The organism is Pedobacter vanadiisoli (genome assembly GCF_042684385.1).
GTDB lineage: Bacteria > Bacteroidota > Bacteroidia > Sphingobacteriales > Sphingobacteriaceae > Pedobacter > Pedobacter vanadiisoli.
In genome coordinates, this window is the sequence record NZ_JBHULL010000010.1 from 116,041 (window position 1) to 130,676 (window position 14,636).

Consider the following 14,636-nt stretch of genomic DNA (forward strand, 5'->3'; position numbering starts at 1 on the left):
TCTTTTAATTAAAATCCAACATTAATACCGATTAAAAATTGACGTGGCGAAGGATAAACGCCTTTATCTACCCCAAGTGCCGAAAAGGTATCTGCAGGCGGACTGGCACTTCCTACAGAAGAAGCGGCATCTCGGGTTTGACTTACCTCCGGATCCAGCCCCGTATAATTGGTAATGGTGAAAAGGTTGGTAGCACTGATATAAATCCTTACCCGGCTAATGCCCGATTTTGGTCCAAATGCTTTAGCCGTTGGAATTGAATACCCTAACTGTATATTTTTAAGCCTTAAAAAGCTACCATCCTGAACATAATAGCTTGATGAAGCCAGTTCAACATCTGAGGCTCCCACATAAGCCGATGGGATTAGACTTGAAGGATTAGACGGACTCCAGGCGTTTAACAATCTTGTACTTTTAGCACCTGCAAATGATGGAAAGTCGGTAAAATAACGGGTAGCCTCAAATAAATCATTGCCCTGCACGCCATATAAAAATGCAGAAATATCAAAATTTCGATAAGATGCATTTAGGTTTATTCCATAAGTAAAATCCGGATTTGGATTGCCAATAATGGTACGGTCTTTAGGATCGATGATGCCATCGCCATTAATATCCTGGTAACGCAGACCGCCAACCCTTGCACCTGCATACGACGGGTTGTTTTGAATATCGGCAGCACTTTGATAAATCCCGGCAGTTTTGTAGCCGAAGAAAGAGCCAAAAGATTCACCTTCCTGTAATACACTGGTTTGCAAGCTTCTGTAATTGCCATAAATCTGATTAAAAATACCAGGTGCCAACCTCACGATCTTATTCTCATTTTTGGAGAAGTTTAGGCCAATATCGAATTTAAAAGGACTGTCTGCATTCCTTCCGTAGTGATAGGCAACATTAAATTCGACCCCTTTATTGCTCATATCGCCAATATTTACATAAGGCGAACTACCTAAACCCACTATACTTGAAGGCAGCGGCTGGTTATAAAGCATATCGGAGGTCTTTTTGTTATACCAGTCTAATGATCCATCAATTGCGCCACCAAGCAATGTAAAATCAAGACCAATGTTTAAAGCCTTTAACGATTCCCATTTTACATCAGGGTTTTGGTAAGCATTTTGCCATACACCGGTAGTAAGGCCATTACCACCACCAACGGCATAGGCCGAGTTAACAATAGAACTTTGGTACCTGTTGATGTATTGGTATGGAGGTATCCGCTGGTTCCCCGTTTGGCCATATCCAACCCGCAGTTTTAAATCACTGATCCATTTAATACTTTTCATAAATTCTTCTTCTGATAACCTCCATGCCACACTTGCTGCCGGATAGTAACCGTATTTGTTTGCGGGCCCGAAGTTGGAAGAACCGTCGCGGCGAATGGTAACACTGGCCAGGTAACGGTCATGATAAGAATAATCTGCCTTGGCAAAAAGGGAGAAAAGTGAGCCTATTGATCCATAACTTGAATTGCTGATGTTCGACGAACCTGTATTAAGGTAATAATAGTCCTGGCTGCCTAAAATGAAGTAGCCATTTCTGCCTGCATTTAACTGCCTTGACCTTGATCTAATGGCTTCAGTACCCAGCAATACATTTATCCTGTGCCTTTCACTAAATACTTTGCTGTAATTTAACGTGTTCGTCCAGGTCCATTCGGTAGTATAGCCCTGGTATTCGTTCAGGCTGTTCGAATTGTTACCTTCAGAAAATTCCAGGTTCGGATAACGCATGGATAAACCGATAAAGTTTTCATAACGTATTCCAAAATTGGTTTTTAATACCAGACCCGGGATAATATCGCCCTCTGCGTAAACATTTCCAAAGAAGAAATTGCTCTTATTTTTATTGTCTTTAGCACGGTACAGAAAGGCAACGGGGTTTTCGGCATTTCCCAGCTGGCTGCCACGGCTTCCGGCAAAATTTCCGGCAATATCGTAAACCGGGATAATGGTAGGAATCCGGTATGCCCATCCCAATGCGCTTCCCTGGTCCTGGTAATCGCCCGAAACATTTGGGTTTACCCCCAGACCAAACCCCTCAGAATAACTGTATTGCGCATTTTCACCAAAGCGAACCCTTTTGTTAAATGCCGAAATATTGGTGTTTGACCTAAAGTTAAACCGTTTAAATCCAGTATATTTAATGGTTCCCTTCTGATCCAGGTAACCGCCCGAGAAAGTGTATGTTGCATTCTCTCCACCTCCGGTGGCACTTAACTGGTAATTTTGAACCGGTGCGGTTTCAGTAATTTCATCAAACCAGTTCGTACCTGCTTTATTTGCTTTGGTAATCTGATAAAAGAGATCAGGATCGCGGCTATAGTTATACTTGGATGGATCTGCATCTGCTGCAGTAACATCCTGCCCAAGTTTTAAACCTGCCACTAAATATTCTGGTAATACAGGAGTTGGACCAGAACCATAATTTTTCCCTGCCTCAATTGGCTTCCCTGCGTTGGTATAGCCATCGAATACATATTGTGCATATTGCTGTGGGTTCATCATTTCAGGAAAACTATTTTTCCTGGGCACCTGGGTACCGTAATAAGAATCGACAGTAATTTTTGGTGCACCTGTTATCCCTTTTTTGGTGGTAATAATTACTACACCGTTATTTGCCCTTGATCCATAAATAGAGGCTGAAGAAGCATCCTTCAATACTTGCAGGCTTTCGATATCATTTTGATTTAACCAGGATAATTTACCCTCGAATGGAACCCCATCAATAACATAAAGCGGTTCGTTATTATTAATGGTACTAATTCCCCTGATCCTGATCTGCGGCGTTGAGCCCGGCGCACCATCGTTTATAATCTGTACACCCGTAGCTTTACCCTGTAAGGCTTCTACAGCACTTGCGGCGGGCTGTGCTTTTAACAATTCCATGTTAACCACGGCAACGGCACCGGTTAGATCCTTTTTCCGTTGAGCGGAATAACCGGTTACCACAACATCTGTAAGGTTGTTATTATTGGCCTGTAACACCACTGCAATATTAGTCTGTTTGCCTATCGGTATTTCTTTGGTACTGTAACCAACAAACGAAATGATCAATATATCAGTAGGTTTTACATTTAAAGAGAAGTTTCCGTTGGCATCGGTAGTGGTGCCCCCAGCGGCATCTTTGATTTTGATGGTAGCGCCAATAACAGGCAATTTATCATCGCTGGCAATAACTTTACCAGTAATTTTTGATTGGGCCATTGCACCGAGAGCAAACAGCATTCCCAAACACAAGAGGAGAAAACCCCTCTTGATACAAAATAGATTTTGTTCCATAGGTTTATATTGGTTAGGTTAACTAATGCGTAATATACTTCCGGTGTTTTCATGTATTCGACATGGAGAACACCTGGTTATGGTCAGCAGTTACGATGACCTATTTAAGTGATCTGCCTTGCCGGACTGTACTAATACTAAAAAAAAGTAGGAATAGAAGAATGAATTTCTCCCTTTAGCAGGTTGATTTTTTCTCATAATGGGGTTGGTTAGATTAGTTAGTTATTCTTATTATCGTTTACATGGTACTGTTTTTTTAACTGGCAGGAGTAATCAGCACGCAAGGTCAATAAAAATAAATATACATATAAATAATAATTATACTACAAATAATACATATATAAAATGCTAATTAAAAATATAAATATGTAATATTATAATCATAAAATGAGTAGTATAAGCATGGCAGCGATATACACTGATCAAAAAAGTGTATTGCTGATGCATTTTTCGTATCTTTGCCGCCGAAGCAGGAATAAGGGCTTGCCATTCTGCATGGCATATTCTCTCCGCAAGTTAGTCCTTCAATAAATGATTGTTCTAGCTTCTTCGATAATTATTATACAGAAACATACATGTTATTCAACGAATTAAACCTCATTGAGCCAATTTTAAAGGCCCTTGAGACTGAAGGTTATACACAACCAACCCCTATACAGGAGCAATCTATCCCAACGATATTAAAGGGCAGGGATTTACTGGGCTGTGCACAAACAGGCACCGGAAAAACTGCGGCTTTCGCCATCCCGATGCTGCAATTGCTACACGAAAAACACATTAATACCAAAGCCAATAAAAACATTAAAGCTTTAGTATTAACCCCAACACGCGAACTGGCCATCCAGATTGAGGAAAGTTTTAAAGCCTATGGTAAAAATTTAAACCTCCGCCACCTGGTAATTTTTGGTGGTGTAAACCAGTTTTCGCAGGTGGAAGCATTGAAAAAAGGTGTTGACATCTTAGTGGCTACCCCGGGTCGGTTATTAGATTTAATGAACCAGGGCTTTATCAGCCTGAATACGATCGAGCTTTTCGTTTTAGATGAGGCCGACCGCATGCTTGATATGGGTTTTATTCACGATGTGAAAAAAGTGGTGGCTAAACTACCGGCAAAACGCCAGACTTTATTTTTCTCGGCTACCATGCCCGATGAAATCCAGAAACTGGCCAATACCATTTTATCAAACCCAACGAAGGTAGAAGTTACCCCGGTTTCATCAACTGCCGAAACCATTAACCAATCAATATACTTTGTAGATAAACCTGATAAAAAGAAACTATTAATCCACCTGTTGCAGGATAAAAGCATCGAAACTGCGCTTGTTTTTACCCGTACCAAACACGGGGCCGACCGGATTGCCAAAGATTTGGGACATTCCGGTATTAAGGCAGCCGCCATTCACGGCAACAAATCTCAAAATGCCAGGCAACGTGCTTTAAATGATTTTAAAGACAAAAATATCAGGGTATTGGTGGCTACTGATATTGCTGCCCGTGGAATTGATATCGACCAGTTATCGCACGTTTTTAACTACGAGTTACCGAATATCCCTGAATCTTACGTGCACCGGATTGGTCGTACAGGCCGTGCTGGTGCAAACGGCTTTGCCATTTCATTCTGCGATGCTGAAGAAAATGAGTATTTACTGGATATCCAGAAGCTGATTAAAATTACCTTGCCTATTGTTGATGATCATCCTTATCCCCTAACCTGGGAAAAAATGCTGGCCAAAAACCAGGTAAAACGCAAACCTCAGGCGCAATCTAAAGGTGGTGGTGGTAAAAAAGGTGGCGATGGCAATATGAGCGGCAAACCCCGTAACGCCAGCAATAACAGAAAGTATGGAGGAAACAGGAGAAGAGGAGACAGATAATCACGGTCGTCATTCTGAACTTGTTCCAGAATCTTACTTGCCAGATAGATGCTGAAATAAATTCAGCATGACGTATCTAATAAATGATAACAAAAAACCCGATTTGTAAACGCAAATCGGGTTTTTATATTTCTAGCTTAGACAAGCGCGGGGAGACCTTTCCGCTTTAGTCTTTTAGCTTTAGGCTCCTTAAACTACCACATTAATAATCTTCCCTTTTACGAAAATGATTTTCTTAGGTGCTTTTCCGTCTAAGAACTTCTGGAAGTGTTCATCGGCAAGTAAAATGCTTTCTACTTCTGGCTGAGCTAAAGTTAAGCTCAGATTCAGGTTCATTTTCATTTTACCATTGATGGAAACCGGATAAGCAAACTCATCTTCTACCAGGTATTCGGGTTTAAACGTTGGGTAAGCGGTATACGAAAGTGTTCCGGCATCGTTACCCAATAACTGCCAAAGCTCCTCACAAATGTGCGGTGCATAAGGTGAAAGGATAATCACCATATCTTCCAAAATCTGACGGTTTTTACATTTCAGATCGGTTAATTCATTTACCGCAATCATAAAGCTCGATACTGAAGTATTGAATGAGAAACGCTCAATATCGTCCTGTACCTTTTTAATAATTTTATGTAATGCTTTTAGCTCAGCTTTCGTAGGTACAGCATCGTTTACGTGGAAAGTCCAGTCTTCATTGTGGAACAAGCGCCAGAATTTACGCAAGAACTTAAATACCCCTTCAATACCATTGGTGTTCCAAGGTTTGCTTTGCTCTAACGGCCCCAAAAACATTTCATACATACGCAAGGTATCGGCACCGTAACGCTCAATCAGATCATCAGGATTAACCACGTTGAATTTCGATTTCGACATTTTTTCCACCTCAACGCCGCAGATGTATTTTCCACCTTCCAGAATAAATTCTGCATTGGCATATTCCTCTCTCCAGGCTTTGAATTTAGCAAGGTCCAATGTATCATTTTCAACTATGTTAACATCCACATGCAATGCCGATGTTTTATATTCTTTTCTTAATCCAGCAGATACATAAGTATTGGTAGGCTTACCGTTCTCGTCATTAACGCGATAAACAAAATTACTTCTCCCCTGGATCATACCCTGGTTAATCAGTTTTTTGAAAGGTTCTTCTTCTTTGGTATAACCCAGATCCTTCAAAAATTTATTCCAGAAACGGCTGTACAACAGGTGCCCGGTAGCATGCTCTGAACCACCGATATACAAATCAACTGCCTTCCAGTAGTCAATAGCCTCTTTTGATGCAAATTCGTTGTTGTTGTTGGCATCCATATAGCGGTACCAATACCAACTGCTGCCTGCCCACCCCGGCATAGTGCTTAACTCATAATGCCCACCGTCTTTTGGCAACCAGTTTTCGGCCCTGGCCAATGGTGGTTCACCGGTTTCTGTTGGTAAATATTTATCAATTTCAGGCAGTAACAAAGGCAATTCTTCTTCCTGCACGAGGTAAGGCAACCCGTCTTTAAAGTAAACCGGAATTGGTTCACCCCAGTAACGCTGACGGCCAAAAATCGCATCGCGTTGACGGAAGTTTACTTTTGCCTTGCCTGCTCCCCTTTCTTCCAACCAGTTATTTAAAAAGGCAACAGCCTCTTTATATTCCATTCCGTTAATAAAACCCGAATTGATATATTTTCCTTCTTTTGTTGGATCTGCCTGAACATCGATATCTTTTTGCGCATCTAAAATCTGTACAATAGGCAGGTTAAAATGGGTAGCAAATAACCAGTCGCGTTGATCGCCACTTGGCACTCCCATTACGGCACCTGTTCCATATCCTGCCAATACGTAATCGGCAATCCACAGCTGCACGCGTTCGCCACTTACCGGGTTAATTACATAAGTACCCGTAAAAGCACCCGAAACGGTTTTGGTATCGGCCATACGGTCTAATTCCGATTTCTTTTTGGTTAAAGCAATATAATCTTCAACGGCCTGTTTTTGCTCCGGTGTAGTTAATTCGGCTACCCACTCATGTTCAGGTGCCAAAACCAGGTAAGAAACCCCAAAAATGGTATCAACGCGGGTGGTAAAAACTTCAATATAGTCTGAAGTCCGGAGTCCGGAGTCCGAAGTCTCAATTTTAAACTTCACAGATGCACCTACACTCTTCCCAATCCAGTTGCGTTGCATTTCTTTAATCGGCTCTGGCCAATCGATGGTATCCAAACCCTGTAAAAGACGATCAGCATAAGCGGTAATACGCATGCTCCATTGCATCATTTTCTTTTGCTCAACCGGGAAACCGCCGCGCTCTGAAAAACCATCTTTAACTTCATCATTCGCTAAAACCGTTCCCAATGCAGGGCACCAGTTTACCGTGCTCTCGCGGAGATAAGTTAAGCGGTATTTTAACAATTCGACCTGTTTCTCTTCATCGGTAAAGGTTGCCCAGTCACTCGGCAGAAAAGACTTAACATCTTCATCGCAAACCGCTTTCACATCGGCTGTGCCAGAGGCATTAAATTTTTCGATCAAAGTGGTAATGTCTTCAGCCCTGTCATTTTCGATGTTATACCAGGAATTGAACAACTGCATAAAAATCCATTGTGTCCATTTGTAATAAGATGGCTCACTGGTACGTACTTCCCTGCTCCAATCGAAAGAAAAACCAATCTGGTCTAACTGACGGCGGTAGGTTGCAATATTGGCTTCGGTGGTAATGGCCGGGTGCTGACCGGTTTGTATCGCATATTGCTCTGCAGGTAAACCGAACGAATCGTATCCCATAGGATGCAATACATTAAAGCCTTTAAGGCGTTTGTATCTTGAAAAAATATCTGATGCAATGTAACCAAGCGGGTGACCAACGTGCAGGCCTGCCCCCGATGGATATGGAAACATATCTAACACATAGTATTTTGGTTTTTCAGAATTGCTTTCGGCTTTAAACGTTTGATGATCTGCCCAAAATTTCTGCCACTTTTGCTCTATTTCTTTGAATTGGTAATCCATTGCAAGTTTTAAATTTTTAAAGGTGCGAAAATACGGAAATTAAGGGGTTTAGTAAAACATAAATTTTAGCGTCAAAAGCCATTACTTTTCGACAAAAGACCGCCAGTTTTTAAACCTATGAGGTTTAAAGCGCTAAATCTTCTTGACTATTCTCAGTTGACTTAGGTGGTCAATTTTTTTCTGGAAACTGGTGGTCGTATTTTCCACTGCAGATAGCAGCTCAATGGCGGCCACCTAAACCCGACCGAAGCGGGATGCCGGTATTTTCAACCGGCAGAAGCGGGGGCGGGACTTCATTAACCTAAATCTTACGGCAACTGCTTTCCAAACTGAAAAGATATAGATCTGATCAATTTTTATCGAAAAAAAACGCCATTGATTAGAAATCAATGGCGCATTCAAATAATAAAGTGATCGGAATATTATCTTGACAGGTAATAAACCTTTTTTATCCTGTTGTTAATGGTAGCTGTAAACTGAAATTGATTTCCGTTCAAACTGTTAACCATACAAAAATTGTTTCCATCATTCAATTCCATGGTAAACTGATCGGAATAAATAATCTGGTAAGTACCGATTGTCTTATTTCCTGAAAGGCTTATTTCTACCTGATCATCGTTGTTTGATTTGTAATCAACATAATCGCTGGTTTTACCATAAGTTACATCTCCATTAATTTTAGTAGGGTCCTTTAACGTCTCATCGGCCGTATAACCTGTTGTCACAATCCTGTTTAAAGTCCAACGTCCCATCATTTGGGCCTTTAAAGAAGTGGTGTCTTTTTTGCAGGAAATGATCGTACTTGCGACTATTAATAGTATGGCTATTAATGTAATTTGTTTTTTCATAGTTTAATTTTAGTCTTAAGTTTTATGATTAACGGCATTTTAACAAATTTCGTACCGTATTTTTACAAAATGATGAATAATTAAAAGAATTTGATCACTAAACTAAAACTTAAACCTATCCGTTAATGTTGATTTAAGGCTTTTTTAAATTGGTGTTTGTCAGGTATAATTTATATTTTCGCAGAAACAAAAATGAAATACATGGAAGAATTCGAAGTAAGTGATGCATCTAAAAAAACCAAAACCGTTTATATCTCTACCATAATCAGTATTGCATTGGTTTTATTAATGCTCGGATTACTTGGGTTGGTACTTGTACATGCCAAAAATCTGTCTAACTACGTTAAAGAAAACATTGTTTTAAACATTATTGTTGATGAAGGTGCAAAAGAAGCGGATGTACTGGCTTTCCAGAAAGAATTAAATACAAACCCTGCAGTAAAGCAAACCCAATATGTAAACAAAGAGCTTGCTGCAAGAAACTTAACACAGGATTTAGGTGAAGATTTTGTTAACTTTTTAGGTTACAACCCGCTAACTTCAACCTTTGATGTTTACTTAAAAGCAGAATATGCCAACAATAAAAGCATCGACGCACTAAAAGCCAGTATTTCTAAAAACCCTGTGGTAAAAGAAGTAGTGTACCAGAGTTCTTTAATTGACATGGTAAACAAGAACATCAACACCATAGGCTTAATTATTTTTGCCTTCGCGGTATTGCTTTTAATCATATCTATCGCGCTGATTAACAACACCATAAGGTTAGCGATTTATTCGCAGCGTTTTTTAATCAAAAGTATGCAATTGGTTGGTGCAACGAAAAATTTTATTCGACGTCCTTTCTTACTGTACGCGGCTTTGCATGGCTTAATTGCTGCATTTATCGCCATTATTATTTTATTGGCAACATTGATTTATGCCCGCAAAGAAGTACCGGAAATTATTATTTTAAACAACTACCAGGAATTTGGCTTTGTATTTATAGGCCTTTTAATTGTGGGTATTTTTATAACAGGTATTAGTACATGGTTTGCGGTAAGCAGGTATTTACGTTTAAAATCTTATCATCTTTATAGATAATGGCAGAAAAAAAAACAGGTCCGGTTGTTAAGGACGTTAAAAGCGAATTGGTTTTTACCAAAAAAAACTATCAGTTATTGTTGATTAGCATTGCAATTGTTGCACTAGGCTTTATCCTGATGATGGGCACAACAGGTAATATTTACGATTTCAGGAGAACTTTATTGGCTCCGATGGTGGTATTGGCAGGTTTTGCATTTGGCATTTATGCCGTCTTAAAAAAATAAATGTTTTGTATTCAATAAAGTGTTTTTTAACTTTATAATATGACAACAACAAATTTGCAGATCGAAATTAATTCGCTTCCACTAAATCTTAGGCAGGAAGTGGCAGATTTTGTTGAATTCTTAAAAACAAAACATAAGAACAAACCTAAATTAAAATCACGTGAATTTGGGTATGCGAAAGGTAAAATAAAATTATCAGATGATTTTGATGATCCTTTAAAAATGTTTGCTGATTATATTTAATGGCATATTTATTAGATACCCATGCCTTTTTATGGTTTGTAGCAGGTGATGACCAATTGCCTCTTTCTGTTAAAAAAAGGTTATCTGACATTAATACATCTTGCTTCTTAAGCATTGCTTCTTTTTGGGAAATTGCCATTAAAAAGCAAATAGGAAAGCTCGAGTTAAAAATTGATTTTGAAGCGCTTTTCAGGTTTGCAGAAAGAAATCAGATAGAGATTATCCCCATTAATGAAACCCATCTTACCACATTATTAAATCTTGAATTTATCAACAATGATCCTTTTGATCGGATTATTGTATCGCAAGCCATTTCAGAAAATTTAACCTTGATTTCAAGAGACAAAAAATTAAAAAATTATAACTTAAAACTACAATGGGAATAACCCATTAATTAGCGTATATGAACTATTTCGAAGCTATTATTTTAGCCATTATTGAAGGATTAACCGAATTTTTACCCGTATCGAGCACTGGCCACATGGCCATCACATCGGCCCTGATGGGAATTGGTAAAGACGATTTTGTAAAACTTTTTGAGGTTGCGATTCAATTGGGCGCAATTCTGGCCGTTGTGGTTCTCTATTGGAAAAAATTCTTCAATTTTTCTGATTGGAAATTCTACCTGAAATTAATTATTGCTGTTATACCGGCTTTGGTTTTTGGTTTCCTTTTGAATGACTTTATTGATAATACGCTTGGTAACCCAATATTTATTTCTGCCGTTTTACTTGTTGGTGGAGTAATTCTTCTTTTGGTTGATAAATGGTTTAAAAATGCCACGATTGATAGTGAAAAAGAAATCACAAATGCAACCGCTTTAAAAATCGGATTTTTTCAGGTTTTAGCAATAGCTTTCCCGGGTTTGAGCAGAAGTGCTGCCACAATTTTGGGTGGAATGAGCCAAAAACTAACAAAAAGCGCTGCTGCAGAATTTTCATTTTTTTTAGCTGTACCTACTATGTGCGCAGCTACAGGTTACAAACTTTTAAAAGGATATCACCTGTTAAACACTGAAAATATTAAACTGTTATTAGTGGGCAATGTTGTTGCCTTTATTGTTGCCATTATTGCCATAAAATCATTTATTGGCTTTTTAACCAAACACGGATTCAAAGTTTTCGGATATTACCGTATTGCACTGGGAATTATCATAATGGCATTGTTCTTATCAGGATATCACATTGATATAAACTAATCCGTATCTTTGCGCAAAAAAGATTTGTGAGTACCGAAAATTCAAAATTTAAAGATTTCAATTTTGCTGAAGGCGAATTGCTGTTAATCAATAAACCCTACAAATGGACTTCATTTGATGTGGTGGGCAAAATCCGTAATTCTTTAAAACCATTAAAACTAAAGGTTGGCCATGCCGGCACTTTAGACCCTCTGGCTACCGGCTTATTGATTATCTGTACCGGCAAGCTAACCAAACAGATCGATACTTTTCAGGCCGAAGAGAAAGAATATACCGGCACCATGATTTTAGGGGCTACTACCCCATCATTCGATATGGAAACAGAAGTTGATGAAACATTCGACATCAGCAACATTACCGAAGAAGAAATTTATGCCGCCTGTAAACCCTTTATCGGCGATATTGAACAATACCCACCGGCACACTCGGCAGTAAAGGTAAATGGCGAACGTTTATATGTAAAGGCACGCTTAGGTGAAGAAGTAGAGCTACGTAAACGCGCGGTAAGTATTCCAGAATTTGAAATTACCCGTATAGCACTACCCGAAGTTGATTTTAGGGTTGTATGCAGCAAAGGCACCTATATCCGTTCATTAGTATCCGATTTTGGCAAACAGCTTAACAGTGGTGCCTATCTTTCTAAACTTACTCGTACCCGGAGCGGAAACTTTTTGCTAAAAGATGCGTTTGAGGTACTAGAACTTGTTAGTTATATTCGTAATAAGAAAGAAGAAGCTAAAACTGAAACAGAAGTATGAACCACATTAAAAACCGGGGCACCAGGTTTGCAAAAGAAATTTTCCTGATTATTGCAGGGGTAACTTCAGCCTGTTTCGGCCTAAAAAGCTTTTTAATGCCAAGTCATTTTATAGATGGCGGGGTTACCGGTATTTCTCTTTTGGTAAGTACCCTAACCGGCTGGAATTTATCGTACCTGATTGCTATCATCAACATTCCATTCGTTATTTTAGGTTATAGGCAGATCGGCAAAGGTTTTGCCCTTAAAACGGCTATTGCTATTGCTGCGCTCTCATTGGCTTTAATTATTCTACCTTTTCAGCCCATTACACACGATAAATTGCTTATTGCATTTTTTGGCGGTTTGTTTTTAGGCGGCGGAATTGGATTGGCCATGCGCGGGGGCTGTGTAATTGATGGCACTGAGGTTTTAGCCCTTTACATCAGTAAAAACAGCATATTAACCGTTGGGAACATTATCCTGATTTTAAATATCATTATTTTTGCATTTGCAGCTTATTTCCTGAATATCGAAACAGCGCTTTATGCCATATTAACCTACCTGTCAGCATCAAGTACCATCGATTTTATAGTAAACGGTATTGAACAATATACCGGCGTTACCATCATCTCCGAACATCAGGAAGAGATCAAAAACTTTATTATCAACGAGATGAAACGTGGTGTTACCCTTTATAAAGGTGAGGGTGGTTACGGGGAAAAAAAAGATATCGATATTATTTTCACCGTTGTGACCAAACTGGAAATGAGTAAATTACAAACCGCTATCCGCCAGATTGATGCGGATGCATTTGTAATACAACAACAAATTGCCGATTTAAAAGGTGGAGTTGTAAAACGCCACGCGTTACACTAATTTATTATCCCATTGAAGATATACCATAACCTTTCCGAATTTAAAAAATTAGATAATGCCATTGTTACGATTGGCACTTTTGATGGTGTGCATTTCGGACATCAAAAAATCATTAAACAACTGGTAGAAAAGGCAAAAGCCGATAATGGAGAAAGTGTAATCTTAACCTTTTTCCCGCACCCGAGAATGATTATTGATCCTGAAAACCAGGATTTAAAAATGATCAACACCATTAATGAAAAAGCAGAGATTTTAAAAAGTTTGGGGGTGGATCACTTGATTATTACCCCTTTTACCCGCGATTTCTCTAACCAGTTACCAGAAGATTATATCAAAAATACCCTGGTCGACAATATTGGCACTAAACACATTATTATTGGATATGATCACCGTTTTGGTAAGGACCGTTCTGGCAATTTAGCTATTTTAAAAGCTGCCGGCGAACATTTCGGCTTTACTGTAGAAGAAATTATGGAACAGGATATCCACGATGTGGCAGTAAGCTCCACCAAGATCCGCCAGGCACTTTTGGCGGGCGATGTAAGCTTGGCCAACGATTACCTGGGCTATCCTTTTTCTATTTTCGGCAGGGTAATTAAAGGCGACAAAATTGGCCGTACTATCGGTTTCCCTACAGCCAATATCTTTGTAGAAGAAACCTATAAACTCATCCCCGGCGATGGTATTTATGCAGTTACCGTAGAAATGGAGTCCGAAGTCCGAAGTCTGGAGTCCGAAGTCCTAAACCCTAAACCCTCAACCTTAAACCTCCAGCCTTACAAAGGAATGGCCTATATTGGGCAAAGACCAACCATTAATGGAATGACCAGGAATATTGAGGTTAATATTTTCGATTTTAACCAGGAAATCTATGGCCAGGACATTAAAATGAATTTCTTAAAATTCTTGCGTCATGATGTAAAATTTACCGGGTTAGAAGCGCTAACTGTTCAATTACAAAAAGATAAGGAAGCTACTTTAGCTTTTTTTAATGGGTAAAATTATTTTAAAGTATCCTTCGCAATCGTCACCCTAAAACAGGTCTTGATGAGCTTAATGAAGGCAATTTACTGCAGCGTTAACAGATGCTGACCACGAAGTAGCTACAAGGCAATTGAAAACACTATTTCTACTTGTCAAATAAATTCAGCATGGCTGACCATTTTTACGAAATCTAAGTTAAGAAAGGATTCAGCTTCATTTAATCAATATTTCCCTTTCAAAAAAGCCTTATTTTCGTTATATTAGCGGCAATGAGGCTTTTTTACATCATCTTCTT

At 39.1% G+C, this 14,636-nt stretch carries 12 protein-coding genes; 9 read left to right on the plus strand and 3 right to left on the minus strand.

The window, feature by feature from the left end; genetic code table 11:
• Positions 1-8 precede the first annotated feature (8 nt).
• On the minus strand, positions 9-3,278 hold the full coding sequence (locus ACFSR6_RS13675; protein ID WP_379079822.1) for a SusC/RagA family TonB-linked outer membrane protein: 3,270 nt from the start codon (positions 3,276-3,278) through the stop codon (positions 9-11).
• Between the two features lie 575 nt (positions 3,279-3,853).
• Between ACFSR6_RS13675 and ACFSR6_RS13680 the strand changes: the two genes are divergently transcribed.
• The gene (locus ACFSR6_RS13680) at positions 3,854-5,152 is read left to right on the plus strand and encodes a DEAD/DEAH box helicase (protein WP_379079824.1); all 1,299 of its coding nucleotides are present in this window, start codon (positions 3,854-3,856) and stop codon (positions 5,150-5,152) included.
• Between the two features lie 189 nt (positions 5,153-5,341).
• Here the strand turns inward: ACFSR6_RS13680 and leuS are convergent, their stop codons facing one another.
• Entirely contained in the window at positions 5,342-8,146 is a 2,805-nt protein-coding gene (gene leuS, locus ACFSR6_RS13685; RefSeq protein WP_379079826.1) for a leucine--tRNA ligase, read from the minus strand.
• 422 nt (positions 8,147-8,568) lie between these two features.
• A complete protein-coding gene (locus tag ACFSR6_RS13690; protein WP_379079828.1) occupies positions 8,569-8,994 on the minus strand; it encodes a hypothetical protein in 426 nt (141 codons plus the stop codon).
• Between the two features lie 201 nt (positions 8,995-9,195).
• Here ACFSR6_RS13690 and ACFSR6_RS13695 point away from each other — a divergent pair, with 201 nt between their 5' ends.
• Genes ACFSR6_RS13695 through ACFSR6_RS13730 form a run of 8 tightly spaced genes read left to right on the plus strand, consistent with a single transcriptional unit; the run spans position 9,196 to position 14,356 of the window.
• Entirely contained in the window at positions 9,196-10,074 is an 879-nt protein-coding gene (locus ACFSR6_RS13695) for a cell division protein FtsX (RefSeq protein ID WP_025145075.1), read from the plus strand.
• Positions 10,074-10,301, plus strand: a complete 228-nt coding sequence (locus ACFSR6_RS13700) for a DUF3098 domain-containing protein (RefSeq protein ID WP_183768204.1) — start codon at positions 10,074-10,076, stop codon at positions 10,299-10,301. The genes ACFSR6_RS13695 and ACFSR6_RS13700 overlap by 1 nt, the downstream gene beginning before the upstream one ends.
• A 39-nt stretch (positions 10,302-10,340) precedes the next feature.
• Positions 10,341-10,544, plus strand: coding sequence for a type II toxin-antitoxin system VapB family antitoxin (gene vapB, locus ACFSR6_RS13705; RefSeq protein WP_379079831.1), 204 nt, complete (start codon positions 10,341-10,343; stop codon positions 10,542-10,544).
• The gene (locus ACFSR6_RS13710) at positions 10,544-10,930 is read left to right on the plus strand and encodes a type II toxin-antitoxin system VapC family toxin (RefSeq protein WP_379079832.1); all 387 of its coding nucleotides are present in this window, start codon (positions 10,544-10,546) and stop codon (positions 10,928-10,930) included. The genes vapB and ACFSR6_RS13710 overlap by 1 nt, the downstream gene beginning before the upstream one ends.
• A gap of 17 nt (positions 10,931-10,947) precedes the next feature.
• Positions 10,948-11,742 (plus strand): undecaprenyl-diphosphate phosphatase, encoded by a 795-nt coding sequence (locus tag ACFSR6_RS13715; RefSeq protein WP_379079834.1) that lies wholly within the window; start codon positions 10,948-10,950, stop codon positions 11,740-11,742.
• A 26-nt stretch (positions 11,743-11,768) separates the two neighbouring features.
• Positions 11,769-12,500, plus strand: coding sequence for a tRNA pseudouridine(55) synthase TruB (truB, locus tag ACFSR6_RS13720; protein WP_379079836.1), 732 nt, complete (start codon positions 11,769-11,771; stop codon positions 12,498-12,500).
• Positions 12,497-13,357 (plus strand): YitT family protein, encoded by an 861-nt coding sequence (locus ACFSR6_RS13725; protein WP_379079838.1) that lies wholly within the window; start codon positions 12,497-12,499, stop codon positions 13,355-13,357. The genes truB and ACFSR6_RS13725 overlap by 4 nt, the downstream gene beginning before the upstream one ends.
• Positions 13,358-13,369: 12 nt before the next feature.
• Positions 13,370-14,356: a bifunctional riboflavin kinase/FAD synthetase gene (locus ACFSR6_RS13730; RefSeq protein WP_379079840.1), complete on the plus strand. Its 987-nt coding sequence runs from the start codon at positions 13,370-13,372 to the stop codon at positions 14,354-14,356.
• Positions 14,357-14,636 lie beyond the last annotated feature (280 nt).

Bases quoted from the DNA above. Each gene is read 5' to 3' on its own strand.
- vapB (WP_379079831.1), top strand. From the start codon at position 10,341: ATGACAACAACAAATTTGCAGATCGAAATTAATTCGCTTCCACTAAAT.
- ACFSR6_RS13680 (WP_379079824.1), top strand. From the start codon at position 3,854: ATGTTATTCAACGAATTAAACCTCATTGAGCCAATTTTAAAGGCCCTT.
- leuS (WP_379079826.1), bottom strand. From the start codon at position 8,146: ATGGATTACCAATTCAAAGAAATAGAGCAAAAGTGGCAGAAATTTTGG.
- ACFSR6_RS13725 (WP_379079838.1), top strand. From the start codon at position 12,497: ATGAACCACATTAAAAACCGGGGCACCAGGTTTGCAAAAGAAATTTTC.
- ACFSR6_RS13675 (WP_379079822.1), bottom strand. From the start codon at position 3,278: ATGGAACAAAATCTATTTTGTATCAAGAGGGGTTTTCTCCTCTTGTGT.
- ACFSR6_RS13700 (WP_183768204.1), top strand. From the start codon at position 10,074: ATGGCAGAAAAAAAAACAGGTCCGGTTGTTAAGGACGTTAAAAGCGAA.
- ACFSR6_RS13690 (WP_379079828.1), bottom strand. From the start codon at position 8,994: ATGAAAAAACAAATTACATTAATAGCCATACTATTAATAGTCGCAAGT.
- ACFSR6_RS13695 (WP_025145075.1), top strand. From the start codon at position 9,196: ATGGAAGAATTCGAAGTAAGTGATGCATCTAAAAAAACCAAAACCGTT.
- ACFSR6_RS13710 (WP_379079832.1), top strand. From the start codon at position 10,544: ATGGCATATTTATTAGATACCCATGCCTTTTTATGGTTTGTAGCAGGT.
- ACFSR6_RS13715 (WP_379079834.1), top strand. From the start codon at position 10,948: ATGAACTATTTCGAAGCTATTATTTTAGCCATTATTGAAGGATTAACC.